The organism is Aeromonas sp. Marseille-Q5825 (genome assembly GCF_946892685.1).
GTDB classification, from domain to species: Bacteria; Pseudomonadota; Gammaproteobacteria; order Enterobacterales; family Aeromonadaceae; genus Aeromonas; species Aeromonas rivipollensis.
Genome location: NZ_CAMPOU010000001.1, coordinates 575,281 through 586,858 on the forward strand (window position 1 = coordinate 575,281; position 11,578 = coordinate 586,858).

The following is an 11,578-nucleotide window of genomic DNA, read 5'->3' on the forward strand; positions in this document are numbered from 1 at the left end:
TTCTCTTCAACCGGTCAGCAGACCCAGGTAGATGTGGCAGGCTCGCGTCAGCTTGTGGCGCGGGCTCGGGTAGTGGCGCAGCAGGGGCCGTGCGATGAAGGCCGGCAGGATCAGGGCTTGCAACTGCTCCAGCGCCCGCACCAGGTGCATGGCCGCACTGAGATCCCCCTCCACCAGCAGTCGGTTCTCGCAGAAGGCCTGATTGATGCCGAGGCGAAAGCTGAGGGCGCGAAAGGCGATGGCGGGGTGCTTGAAGCAGACGCGCAGCAGATGAGGGCTTGTTGCCCCCCGGGGCGCGGGGCCGCAGCGCCAGCGCCCGGCCCTCTTGTGCAGGGTCAGGCCATGAGGCAGCCCGTGAACCTCCAGCCGGATGTAGAGCCCCTCCGGCAGGGGGGCCAGCTCCCGGCGCACCGCCTCGTCGACCCGGGCGGCGCGGCACAGGGTGCGGCCGATGACCCAGAGCAGGCTCCCTATCCAGAGGCGCCTGCCGGTGGCGAGCAGGGGATCAAGCGTCATGAGGGCCTCCCGCTATGGCGGACCAGAAGAGGGCGAAGGCGCTGGCCTGCCAGTGGGGATCCTCCCCGAGCTCGGGTTGGTCCACAAAGAGGGAGGCGCAGGCCAGAAACTGGCTCTGGCACACCTCCAGCATCAGCACGGGGGGGGCCTGCATCAGCTCGCCGCTGGCCTGGCCCTGGCTCAGCAGGCGCGGCAGGAAGCGCAGTGTCTCCCCCAGGATCTGGCTGCGCAGGGATCTGGCCAGCAAGGGGGAGTGGAAGAAGCCCAGCACGAACTTGAGCTCGTGGGGATGGGCCTGCATCCAGCTCATCGCCTGGCGCCAGTAGTGGCGCGCCTGCTCCCTGAGGGGCAGGGCCGGATCCGCCTCGCTGATGGCGGCGCCAAGGCGCAGCTTGACGTCCTGATAGAGGCATTGGATCAACAGCTCCTTGCTGGGAAAGTGGTGAAACAGGGTGCCGTTGGCCACCCCGGCCGCCCGGGCGATGCGGGCGGTGGCGGCCCCCTGCAGACCATCCTCGGCGCAGAGGGCGAGGGCGGCATCCAGGATCTGGCGGCGTTTGTCTGTCATGGGTTCGCTCATGCAGCCTCCTAGCGCAGGAACAGGGCCATCATCAGCCGCTGGTACCAGCGCCGATAAGGGGGGTGGATCAGGGTTCCGGCGCTGAAACGGCCACGGCGCAGCACGGTTTTCGCCTTGGAGAAGGTGAGAAAGCCCTCGTGGCCGTGGTAGTGGCCCATGCCGGAGGGGCCTATGCCGCCGAAGGGGGCGTCGTCCGCCGCCACCTGGAACAGGCACTCGTTGATGGCCATGCCACCGGCGTGGGTCTCCCGGATGAGGCGGCTCTGCAGCGCCGGATCCAGGCTCATCAGGTAACAGGCGAGGGGGCGCGGGCGCGCCGCTATGTAGGCGAGGGCCTCGTCGATGCTGTCATAGGGCACCAGGGGCAGCAATGGGCCGAAGATCTCCTGCTGCATCAGCTGGCAGTGGCCGGGCACCTCGGTCAGCAGGTGGGGCACCAGGCGGCGGGCGCCGTCATCCCGGGCCGGCGAGGCGCAAGGGTGCACCTGGGCGCCCGCCTGCTTCGCCTCCGCCAGCCAGGCGGTGAGTCGCTCGTATTGGGCCCTGTTGATGATGGAGCCGTAATCCGGGCTATCCAGCCCCTTGGGATAGAGGCGGCGAAAGTGCGCCTGATAGGCCTCGATAAAGGCCTGCTCCTGCCCCCGCGGCAGCAGCACATAGTCCGGGGCCACGCAGATCTGGCCGGCGTTGAGGCTCTTGCCGAAGATCATCCGCTCCACCGCCAGGGCCAGCGGCATGTCGGGGGCGATGAGGCAGGGGCTCTTGCCACCGAGCTCCAGGGTGAGGGGGGTGAGCTGGGGGGCGGCGGCGGCCATCACCAGCCTGCCCACCGCAGTGGAGCCGGTGAACAGCAGATGATCGAAGGGGAGGGTGCTGAAGGCGGCCGCGAGTCCCGCGTCCCCCTCGATGACCACCACCTCGTCATCCCCAAACACCTGGGCCAGCAGGGTGCGCAACACGGCATTGGTATGGGGGGTGAACTCGGAGAGCTTGATCATGGCTCTGTTGCCGGCGGCGATGGCGCCGATGAGGGGCCCCAGGCTCAGCATCACAGGGAAGTTCCAGGGCACCATGATGCCGATGACGCCCAGCGGCTGATAGTGCACCTCGACCCTGGCGGGGGCCAGCAGCAGGCCGGGGTGGCGCCGCGCTGGTCTCATCCAGCCCTTGAGCCGTTTCAGGCTGTAGTTGACTTGCATGACGCAGGGCAGTATGTCGGCGACCAGGCTGTCGTAGTCGCTGCGCTGGCCATAGTCCAGGGCCAGGGCGTCGCACAGGGGTTGCTTGTGGGCGAGCAGGGCGCCCTTGAGTGCGCTCAGTCGGTTGCGGCGTTGCTCCAGGCTCGGCATGGGATGGGCCTGACAGGCCTGCTTGAGGCGGTTCACCTGCTCGGGCAGGGAGAACTTGTCTGGGGACTCTGTTCGTATGGCTTCCATGGCATGCTCCGCACAAAAATTGACCGACTGATTAGTCGGTCTAAGCCTATCGGCTTGTTGCCAGCTTGTAAACAAGGGCGTGCCAGAGCAAGGGCGGATGAGTGGGTTCTCCGATGGAACTGTGCTCGGCCACACAGTTTGGGGGTATCTCGATTGGTGGATTATCCAATAAGAGGTAGTTTTCAATCATCAACTCAAATGGAGAGCAGCACATGACCAGGGAATTGCACAGCCTGCTGGCCCGGCTGGACGATGTGATCGAGCGCATGCCGGACAGTTTCAACACCTATGAATTTGCCCAGAAGCTGGCGCTGCAACATCAGCGCGAGTATTTCGCCGCGGGTCACTCCCTGGCGGAGCAGGACAAAAACCTGCTGCGGCTGCTACACGAGAAGATTGCCGAGGCGCTGGCAGCAAGCGATGGGCTGATCGAAGGGGCCCTGCTGCCCTGCGTGACCCCCTGGGGCGAGCGGGCCACCTCGCCCCGCTGGCACCGCAAGCACTGAGCCTCTGCGCGGCACATAAAGAAGAAGGCCCCTCGGGGCCTTTTTGGTGTTCGTTGGTGGCGGCTACTGGGTCAGGCGGCGGGCCTGCCAGTAGCGGCTGTTCCAGTAGACGTTGTCGAGGCGCGAGCGGATCACCCCCTTGCTGGTGGAGGCGTGAATGAACTCCCCGGCACCGGTATAGACGCCGACGTGGTACTGCTGCCAGCCGGTCTTGAAGAACACCAGATCCCCGTGCTGCAGACGGTATCTGTCCACCGGCCTGCCGAGATTGGCCTGGGATTCAGTGGTGCGGGGCAGGGTGAAGCCCAGCACCTGCTGGTAGGCAAGCTGGGTGAAGGCGGAGCAGTCGAGGCCGGCGCGATTGGTGCCGCCCATGCGATAGGGGACGCCGCGCCACTGCTGATAGAAGCCGTCGAAGGCACTGGCCTGGCGGGCAGGAGGGGGCGGCTCCGGGGTACTGGAGCAGGCGACGACAAGCAGGGCCAGCAGGGGCGGAAGCAAGGTGCGAAACATCTCAACTCCTTGATAGGGCACGGGATTCATCATAGACGATGTTCCTGCCTGGAACCTGAACAGCGATAGCATAAAAACTTGCCGAGGGCAGAGAAAGGGCCCCGGCGAGCCAGGCGTCAGTCCGCCGCCTTGGGATTTATCAGCGGCGTGAGCAGTTCGGCAATCTTGTAGAAGGTCTGCACCCGGGTGGTGCTGGGGCGCCACACCAGGCCAATCTCGCGATAGGGCTTCTCCCCGGGCAGGGGGATGGCCACCAGATCCGAGTTGTCGAGGATGCCCGCATCTATGGCCATCTGGGGCAGGAAGGTGGTGCCAAGGCCGGCGCCCACCATCTGCACCAGGGTGTGCAGACTGGTGGCGGCGAAGGGGTTGATCTTGCTCTTGTCCCGCAGCCGGCAGGCACTCACCGCGTGCTCGGTCAGGCAGTGCTCCCGCTCCAGCAGGAAGATGCTCTGATTGGGCAGCTCCTTGTAGTCGAACGGCATGTGCAGGCCCGCCGCCATGTGGGAGGGCATCACCATGTGGAAGGGATCCAGCCCCACCGTCTTGCTGTGAAAACCGCCTATCTCCACCGGCAGCGCCAGGATCAGCAAGTCGAGCTGCCCCTGCTCCAGCTGCTTGAGCAGATTGGTGGTGGTGTCTTCCCGCAGCAGCAGCTCCAGCTCCGGATAGGCCTTGCCGCACACCTGCAGCAGCTTGCTGAGCAGGAAGGGGGCTATGGTGGGGATGCAACCCAGGCGGACTGTGCCGTGCATGACGCCCCCCTGCTGCTGGCCGAGCTCCATCAGATCCCGGGCGTCGGAGAGCAGGTTGCGCGCCCGCGCCACTATCTCCATGCCGACCGGCGTCATGATGAAGCTCTTGTGGTCACGCTCCACCAGTTGCAGGTTCATCATGTCCTCCAGGGTCTGGATCCCGGTACTCAGGGTGGACTGGCTGACATGACAGGCCTTGGCGGCGCGATTGAAATTCTTGTGCTCGTCCAGAGCGACCAGATACTGCAGCTGTTTCAGGCTGGGCCAACGTTGCATAGGGGAAACCCGATCGATGCTATCTATTTGATTTGATTAATCTACCATCGAGAGACTGCTTTGTCGCCGAGATTAGGCGCCCTCTTGGCAGGGTCTGTGCATTGCGGGGCAAGCGGATGGGGATAGGCCCGCCATCCACCTGCCCGTCGCTACAACAACTGCCATGGGAGCTTATCCCCTTGTGCCAGCCCGTTGAAGGGGGGTTGCCATGGGATGTGACGGGGATCGGCCTTCCCTGGCGTCTTGCGGGGCCGCCCATGGCTGGCCATAAAAAAACGCGCCTGTTGGCGCGTTTTTGCAGGAGTGAGGGCAGGCTATTCGTCGAAGATACCGAAGTGATCCTTGGCGAAGTTGACCCGCTGCTCCACGTTCATCTTGACCTGACCCAGCTTCTCGATGGTCTTGAGATTGGGCACCAGGCCGCGACCGTTGGCTATCTGGATGGCGAGACCGGGACGGGCGTTGAGCTCCAGCAGCATGGGGCCGCGGAACTTGTCGAGCACCATGTCGGTGCCGATGTAGCCCAGACCCGACATCTCGTAGCAGGAGGCGGCCAGGGTCAGCAGGGTATCCCAGTGGGGCACCTTGAGATCGTAGAGATCCAGGCCTGTGTCCGGGTGATGGCGCAGCGGGTTGCCAAACTGCACCGCCCGCAGGGCGCGACCGGTGCGCAGGCACAGACCCACCCCCACGGCGCCCTGGTGCAGGTTCGCCTTGCCGTCGGAGGCGGCGGTGGAGAGGCGCATCATGGCCATCACGGGGAAGCCCTTGAAGATGATCACCCGGGCATCGGGGACCCCTTCGAAGGAGTAGCCGTCGAACACGTCATCGAAGTTGATGAGGCCTTCCACCAGCGCCACGTCGGGCTTGCCGCCCAGGGAATAGAGGCCCGCCAGTATGTTGGAGACATGGCGCTCCAGATCCTGACCGGTGGAGGCGCTGCCGTTGGGCTTATAGAAGCTGCCCTCTTGCTGGCGCAGGATCACCAGTATCCCCTTGCCCCCCGAGCCGCGGGCCGGCTTGATGCAGAAGCCCGGCCAATCCTTCACCAGCTCGGTGATGCGGGTCACGTCGTGCTGCTCGCGTATGGTGCCGATGAGTTCAGGCACAGTCACCCCCGCATCCAGCGCTATGCGCTTGGTCTTGAGCTTGTCATCCACCAGCGGGTAGAGACGACGCGGGTTGTAGCGGCTGATGTAGGAGTGGTTGCGTTTGTTCATGCCGAGGATGCCTGCCTGGGACAGGCTCCACGGACTGGTGTATTTCTGCCAGAACCACATCTGTTACTTGTCCTTACCCGGGGTGGCACCGGACTTCATCTCGTCCACCAGCGGCTTGAAGCGCTTGAGCTCGCTCAGCTTGTAGCCGGTGTAGTTACCCATCACCAGCACGGTCGCCATCAGCACCAGTTGCAGGCCGAGGAAGTTGAAGGTGAGGTGACGAATGAGCTCGTTATCCATGGCCAGGTAGGCGATGACCGCCACCAGCAGGGAGCCGCCACCCTGACGGAACACCTCTTTGGGGCCCTCTTCTTCCCACAGGATGGACATCCGCTCTATGGTCCAGGAGAGGATGATCATCGGGAAGAAGGTGATCTTCATGCCGTCGGTCAGCCCCAGCTTGAAGGCAAAGGCCGAGAAGATACCGATCATCGAGATCACCATGATGATGATCGCCGATATTCGGGCCACCAGCAGCAGGTTGAGCCTTGAGAGGTAGGAGCGGATCACCAGGCCGGTGCCGACGATCAGCAGGAAGCCGATGAGACCGGTGACCAGGGAAGTCTGGATGAAGGCGACCGCGATCAGCACCGGCATGAAGGTGCCCGAGGTCTTGATCCCCACCAGAACCCGCAGGAACACCACCATCAGCACACCGATCGGGATCAGCAGCAGCCCCTTGAACAGGGCCTGCTCTTCCAGCGGCAGGCTGTGGATGGAGAAGTTCATCATCTCTGATTTTTCGAACTTCTGCGCCAGGGCCACGTTCACCGGTTGCTCCTGCTCGATCATCGAGAAGGTGACGCGGGAGTTGTGACCGCCGGTCACGTCCAGCAGGGCACCTGAGTTGTATTCCCACAGCAGCAGGTTGCCCGGTTGTCCCTGTTCGCCGGTCTGCGGGTTGAACAGCTTGTAGTCGGTCGGGCTGTTGAACACCTGCAGGTAGTCCACCAGCTCCTGACGACGGCGACCGTCTTCCAGGCTCAGGGCGTGCACCACGCGCGCCGGTACCTCGGCGTTGTTGAGCAGCTCGGCGATCAGGCTGGCGCGGCTCTTGTGGGATTTGAGCAGCTCGGCGTTCTGTTCCTGCTTCTCGATCTCCTTGATGATCTCGCGGGTCAGGGTGTAGCCGTCGGCGGAACGCTCCTGGGCGCGCTCGAGGATCTGCTTCATCGCGGTGGCGTAGGGCTCACTCTCGATCTGTTTCTCGATGGCGGGCGGCAGGGGGTTGGCGGCGGGCTTGGCATGGGCATCCGCCATCATATCGACCCGGTAGTAGAGCTCCTGGCGGCCGGAGGCGCTGCGAATGGACCACTCGGCGCGGGCATCCCCGTCTTTTTCCACGAACGACAGGCCGTAGCCCGGGCTCGCGGCATTCTCGTTCATCAGGGTGAAGCCGGGCTGGGTGCCCGGAATGGCCAGGGAGGCGATCACCGGCTCGCCGGTCGCCTCGAACTCGAGCTTGGCTTCGATAGACCAGATCTGACGTTTTTCACCGGGCGTGAGGGGCACGTCCAGGGCGACATGGTGATAAAACGTCATTCCCAGGCCGACAATGAACAGCAGGGCGACCAGCAGATAGAACGGCTTACGGGAAACCATGGATTATTTTACATCCTTGAGCTTGGGTTTTGGTTGGATATACTCGCGGGCCACGTCGACCACGGCGATGTCTTTCAAGAATTCACGGCCCAGCAGCACGGGGAAGGTCATGTCGCTGCGATCTTTGAGGGTAAACTCGGCCTTCTCGGTCATGTCGCCGATACGCACTGTGAGGCGCACCACGGGACGGCGGTCGAGGTCGTCGGCAGAAGCCTGACGCACCCGCACGTGACGCACCAGGGGCGCTTCGATCTGGATCTTGTCGTCCATCTCCTGGTGGCTCAGGAAGAAGCGCACCCAGTTCTTGCCGTTGCGCTCGAAGATGGTGATCTCCTGGGCGCTGATGGAGGAGGTGGTGGCGCCGGTATCGACCCGTGCCTGGAAGGCATCGTTGGCGGCATCGACCCAGATCCACTCGGCTTCACCCACCAGCAGCTTGCCGTCGACCGTGTGGCCCTGGCTCGGGGCCGGGCACTTCTCGGTCGGGATGGCCATGGGTTTGGGGGGCTCGGGTGGCAGGGTAGCCAGCTTGCTGTCGACTTTCTTCACGGACTCTTTCATGTTGGTGACATCGGTGTTGAGCTGAACCAGCAGGTGCTGTTGCTGCACATACTGCTTCTGTTGCTGTTCCATGGATGTTTGCAGGCGTTGCTCGCTCAAGCTTATCTCGTTGCGAAGCTCCGCCAGCGTCAGGGTCGGGACAGGGGGCGCTTTTTCCATACTGACACACCCGCCGAGACTGAGCAGGGAGAGCAGGGTCATTCCTTTTAATTTGCTTTTCATGTCATTCATTTAACTGTGCTTCCTGGAATTGGGTCAGTGTAACTTCCACAGCCGCCATCGGCTAGTCTTTGGCCTTTCTGGCGATCAGTACGGCACGCTTGGGTGCCGGGTATCCTTCGACCGTGAGTGCGGGATCATCGGGATCCAGATAGTCACTCAGGGACTCGTTAATCATCCAGTCGGTACGACGCTGTTCGTCGGTGCTGGTCATATTCTCGTCCACTATCCGCACGTCGCTGAAGCCGCAGCGCTCGACCCAGAGTTTGAGGGCCGCGCTGGAGGGGATGAACCAGACGTTGCGCATCTTGCCGTAGCGATCGGTGGGCACCAGCACTTCCCGCTCGTCGCCATCTATCACCAGCGTCTCCAGCACCAGCTCCCCATCGTCTTTCAACTGGTTGCGCAGCTGTTCGATGTGCTCGATGGGGGACTTGCGATGATAGAGCACCCCCATGGAGAAGACGGTGTCAAAGGCACGCAGCTCCGGCAGCTCCTGGATGCCGAGCGGCAACAAGTGCGCCCGTTGATCGTTGCCGGCGAAGTGGCGAATGGCCTCGAACTGGCAGAGGAAGAGCGGGCTTGGGTCTATGCCGACCGCGAGCCTGGCCCCTTCCCCCACCATGCGCCAGAGGTGGTAGCCGCTGCCGCAGCCCACATCCAGCACGTAACGCCCTTCGAGGGGGCTGATGTGGGGCAGCACCCGATCCCACTTCCAGTCGGAGCGCCACTCGGTGTCGATGTGGATGCCGTGCACGGTAAAAGGCCCCTTGCGCCAGGGCATGAAGTGGCGCAGCAGGCTCTCGGTCTTCTTGCGCTCCCCTTCGTTCATGCTCTCAAGGCTGCCGATCTCGACCCGGTTCTTAAGCTCGACCTGGCCTGGGGCGACCGTGGGCAGCTTGTTGAGGGCCCGGTTCCAGCGCGGCAGATCCCCGTGCAGGTTGTCGTGCTGCCAGGCGTGCAGCTGGGCGGGCAGGGTATGCAGCCAGTGGCTCAGCCGGTTCTTGGCGATCAGTTGATAAAAGTTGGCGAAATCGATCATGGCTGGGCGTCGCTTGATTTGATGGCAATCATGGAGCCGAAGTTGAAGCACTGGAACCAGAGATCCTGATGGGTGAAACCGGCGTCCCGCAGGCGGGCACGGTGGGTCTCCAGGCTGTCGGTGCGCATCACGTTCTCCAGCGCCGTGCGCTTCTGGCTTATCTCCAGCTCGCTGTAGCCGTTGGCCCGCTTGAAGTCCAGATGCAAGTCGATGAGCAGTTCGTTGACCTGGGCATCCTCGAAGCGGAACTTCTCGCTCAGGATCAGGATGCCACCGGGGCGCAGACCGTCATGGATGCGCTGGATGAGGGCGGCCCGCTTCTCGGGGGCGACGAACTGCAGGGTGAAATTGAGCACCACCACCGAGGCGTTCTCGATGGCGATGTCGCAGATGTCCGCCTCCACCAGCTCCACCGGCACCTCGGACTTGAAGCCCGACAGGTGGGCGCGGGCGCGCTCTATCATGGGGTGGGAGAGATCCACCGCCGTGATCTGGCAGCCGGGCTGGTTGACATGGCGGCGCATCGCCTGGGTCGCGGCGCCAAGGGAGCAGCCGAGATCGTACAGGCGGCTCTGGGGCTGGGCGTAGCGGGCGGCCATCATGCCGATGGCGGAGATGATGTTGCTGTAACCCGGCACAGAGCGCTGGATCATGTCGGGGAAGACATCGACGACCTGTTCGTCAAAGCAAAAATCCCCCAATTGGGCGATGGGGGCGGCAAAAATCTGATCGTGCATGCTGGCGCAACCTGACAGCCGGTGCGCGAACCGACTGTGTGTTCAATGGAGTCGTTGGGTGACGCCCGTCCGGGTCGTCACCGGTTTACGAACGGGGTGGCTGGCCTTGAGATCCTTCGGGCCCGCCCCGTTCGCAATGGACCATCATCCTGGTCCTTTATGGGGATGAGCCGTCTGCGGCAGGTGTTGCCATGGACAGCGGTCAGAGCCCTTTACCGGGAGCCGGACGGTCGCCTGCAACACTATGCAATGGCGGGCGTCCGGGTCCTTACTTGGGGCGGTAGTGTAGAGGAAAGGTGGGCGTTTGTCTTGACGCCGAGCCCCGTGGGGCCACAAAAAAACGGCTTTTTTTAGCGGTGAAACAGGGGCGGGGAAGGGAGCGGCTAAAAGGGCAGCAGGCCCTGGCGCGCGCGATCGTTTTCCCCCGGCCAGGGAGCCATCTCCTGACCGAGCAGCCGACTGACCTGACGGGCCAATTCGGGGGCCCGGGCGTTGTCGGCGGTATGGATAAAGAGGTAGAGATCCTTCCCCTCTGCCAACCATTGTTTCCAATGGGGCAACCATGAGGGCAAAAAGGGGTGATTGTCCTCGGGATGAGGAAGGCCGATGAGGCGCACCACAGGGCTGTTGGCCGTGGCGAGCAGGTGCACCGGCAGGCGCGGCTTCTTGCCCTGGGCATCGACGAGGGCCGGCGTAGTGGCGGGCACCGAGAAGAGCGGCCGGCTGTCGAGCATGATGCGGTTGATGCCTTTGTCCATCAGCAGCCGGTTGAGGGCGCGCTCCGCCTCCCCCTTGGCGAAGAAGTCGGGGTGGCGCACCTCGAGGGCATAGGTGAAATCCGGCGGCAAGCCCTCGAAGAAGGCGGCGAGGCGCGGCAGGCCGGCTGGGCCGAAGCGGGCGGGCAGTTGCAGCTGCCCCAGCTTGTCGTGCAGGGGCGCCAGCAGCTGAATGAAGTCCGTCACCTGCTTGTCGGCGCTCACCAGATCGCTCTGGTGGCTGATGGCCTGCGGGAACTTGAAGCTGAAGCGAAACTGGGGCGGCACCGCATCGGCCCAGCGGCGCACCGTTTCCGGGGTGGGGGAGGCGTAGAAGGTGGTGTTGCCCTCCACCGTATTGAACACCCGGGCATAGTGGGCGAGGTGTTCGGCAGGCTTGGCGCCCACCCCCAGCAGCTGGCCGGGCCAGGCCGGGTGTGACCACTGGGGCAGACCCAAATAGAGGCTCATGTTGGTTCCTGTCTGCGGATTTATGCTGTTTTGCTCCCCTTTTTGCGCCAGGACAACAAAAAACAGGGCAAAGGAGGCTGCGGGCCATTTTACCCAAATGGGGGTTTTCCTCTATAATGCCAGCCCTTTTGTTTGCCAAATCGTTGTGACTCACGGGGTTGTGCGCCTAAGGTGGCGATGACCGGGGTCATAAGGTTGCCAGACAACGACGCTTGCCGATGTTCTCGCCTCGCGCGTCGACCCCTCAGTGGGGCCACTCGGCGCGAGCCGGCATTGGCGGCAAGTATCCGGCTCGGGGAGCCGGATGATATGAGACTGATTTCAAACCGGGTAAGAACCAGGATCTGGCCAGCTGTGAGACAGACGGTGCTTGCCAGTCGTGCCCGGCG

General features: G+C 63.4%; 12 protein-coding genes. 1 reads left to right on the forward strand and 11 read right to left on the reverse strand.

Going from position 1 to position 11,578, the window contains the following annotated elements; translation table 11 throughout:
- Positions 1 to 6 precede the first annotated feature (6 nt).
- Genes OC537_RS02745 through OC537_RS02755 form a run of 3 tightly spaced genes read right to left on the reverse strand, consistent with a single transcriptional unit; the run spans position 7 to position 2,532 of the window.
- A complete protein-coding gene (locus OC537_RS02745) occupies positions 7 to 516 on the reverse strand; it encodes a hypothetical protein (RefSeq protein ID WP_262109142.1) in 510 nt (169 codons plus the stop codon).
- Entirely contained in the window at positions 506 to 1,096 is a 591-nt protein-coding gene (locus tag OC537_RS02750; RefSeq protein ID WP_262109144.1) for a TetR/AcrR family transcriptional regulator, read from the reverse strand. Before OC537_RS02750 ends, OC537_RS02745 begins: the two co-directional genes overlap by 11 nt.
- An 8-nt stretch (positions 1,097 to 1,104) precedes the next feature.
- The gene (locus OC537_RS02755) at positions 1,105 to 2,532 is read right to left on the reverse strand and encodes a coniferyl aldehyde dehydrogenase (RefSeq protein ID WP_163155991.1); all 1,428 of its coding nucleotides are present in this window, start codon (positions 2,530 to 2,532) and stop codon (positions 1,105 to 1,107) included.
- Positions 2,533 to 2,744: 212 nt separating this feature from the next.
- Between OC537_RS02755 and OC537_RS02760 the strand changes: the two genes are divergently transcribed.
- Positions 2,745 to 3,038, forward strand: coding sequence for a hypothetical protein (locus OC537_RS02760; RefSeq protein WP_106887398.1), 294 nt, complete (start codon positions 2,745 to 2,747; stop codon positions 3,036 to 3,038).
- A 63-nt stretch (positions 3,039 to 3,101) separates the two neighbouring features.
- On the opposite strand, the gene OC537_RS02765 is transcribed toward OC537_RS02760, so the two are convergent.
- The 8 genes from OC537_RS02765 to OC537_RS02800 form a co-directional block, all read right to left on the reverse strand.
- Positions 3,102 to 3,551: a C40 family peptidase gene (locus OC537_RS02765; protein ID WP_106887397.1), complete on the reverse strand. Its 450-nt coding sequence runs from the start codon at positions 3,549 to 3,551 to the stop codon at positions 3,102 to 3,104.
- Positions 3,552 to 3,667: 116 nt separating this feature from the next.
- Positions 3,668 to 4,582, reverse strand: a complete 915-nt coding sequence (locus OC537_RS02770) for a hydrogen peroxide-inducible genes activator (RefSeq protein WP_262109149.1) — start codon at positions 4,580 to 4,582, stop codon at positions 3,668 to 3,670.
- Positions 4,583 to 4,896: 314 nt separating this feature from the next.
- Complete coding sequence (locus OC537_RS02775; RefSeq protein ID WP_106887395.1) at positions 4,897 to 5,862, reverse strand: alpha-L-glutamate ligase-like protein; 966 nt, start codon at positions 5,860 to 5,862, stop codon at positions 4,897 to 4,899.
- 3 nt (positions 5,863 to 5,865) lie between these two features.
- Positions 5,866 to 7,404 carry an inactive transglutaminase family protein gene (locus OC537_RS02780; protein ID WP_106887394.1) on the reverse strand — a complete coding sequence of 513 codons (1,539 nt, stop codon included), beginning with the start codon at positions 7,402 to 7,404 and terminating at the stop codon, positions 5,866 to 5,868.
- 3 nt (positions 7,405 to 7,407) lie between these two features.
- Positions 7,408 to 8,166, reverse strand: a complete 759-nt coding sequence (locus OC537_RS02785) for an ATP-dependent zinc protease (RefSeq protein ID WP_025326342.1) — start codon at positions 8,164 to 8,166, stop codon at positions 7,408 to 7,410.
- A gap of 82 nt (positions 8,167 to 8,248) precedes the next feature.
- Entirely contained in the window at positions 8,249 to 9,226 is a 978-nt protein-coding gene (gene cmoB, locus OC537_RS02790) for a tRNA 5-methoxyuridine(34)/uridine 5-oxyacetic acid(34) synthase CmoB (RefSeq protein ID WP_163135958.1), read from the reverse strand.
- Complete coding sequence (gene cmoA / locus OC537_RS02795) at positions 9,223 to 9,963, reverse strand: carboxy-S-adenosyl-L-methionine synthase CmoA (RefSeq protein ID WP_171275751.1); 741 nt, start codon at positions 9,961 to 9,963, stop codon at positions 9,223 to 9,225. Before cmoA ends, cmoB begins: the two co-directional genes overlap by 4 nt.
- A 383-nt stretch (positions 9,964 to 10,346) precedes the next feature.
- Positions 10,347 to 11,189 (reverse strand): DUF72 domain-containing protein, encoded by an 843-nt coding sequence (locus OC537_RS02800; RefSeq protein ID WP_262109158.1) that lies wholly within the window; start codon positions 11,187 to 11,189, stop codon positions 10,347 to 10,349.
- Positions 11,190 to 11,578: the final 389 nt, after the last annotated feature.

Bases quoted from the DNA above. Each gene is read 5' to 3' on its own strand.
- OC537_RS02745 (WP_262109142.1), bottom strand. From the start codon at position 516: ATGACGCTTGATCCCCTGCTCGCCACCGGCAGGCGCCTCTGGATAGGG.
- OC537_RS02750 (WP_262109144.1), bottom strand. From the start codon at position 1,096: ATGAGCGAACCCATGACAGACAAACGCCGCCAGATCCTGGATGCCGCC.
- OC537_RS02755 (WP_163155991.1), bottom strand. From the start codon at position 2,532: ATGGAAGCCATACGAACAGAGTCCCCAGACAAGTTCTCCCTGCCCGAG.
- OC537_RS02760 (WP_106887398.1), top strand. From the start codon at position 2,745: ATGACCAGGGAATTGCACAGCCTGCTGGCCCGGCTGGACGATGTGATC.
- OC537_RS02765 (WP_106887397.1), bottom strand. From the start codon at position 3,551: ATGTTTCGCACCTTGCTTCCGCCCCTGCTGGCCCTGCTTGTCGTCGCC.
- OC537_RS02770 (WP_262109149.1), bottom strand. From the start codon at position 4,582: ATGCAACGTTGGCCCAGCCTGAAACAGCTGCAGTATCTGGTCGCTCTG.
- OC537_RS02775 (WP_106887395.1), bottom strand. From the start codon at position 5,862: ATGTGGTTCTGGCAGAAATACACCAGTCCGTGGAGCCTGTCCCAGGCA.
- OC537_RS02780 (WP_106887394.1), bottom strand. From the start codon at position 7,404: ATGGTTTCCCGTAAGCCGTTCTATCTGCTGGTCGCCCTGCTGTTCATT.
- OC537_RS02785 (WP_025326342.1), bottom strand. From the start codon at position 8,166: ATGACCCTGCTCTCCCTGCTCAGTCTCGGCGGGTGTGTCAGTATGGAA.
- cmoB (WP_163135958.1), bottom strand. From the start codon at position 9,226: ATGATCGATTTCGCCAACTTTTATCAACTGATCGCCAAGAACCGGCTG.
- cmoA (WP_171275751.1), bottom strand. From the start codon at position 9,963: ATGCACGATCAGATTTTTGCCGCCCCCATCGCCCAATTGGGGGATTTT.
- OC537_RS02800 (WP_262109158.1), bottom strand. From the start codon at position 11,189: ATGAGCCTCTATTTGGGTCTGCCCCAGTGGTCACACCCGGCCTGGCCC.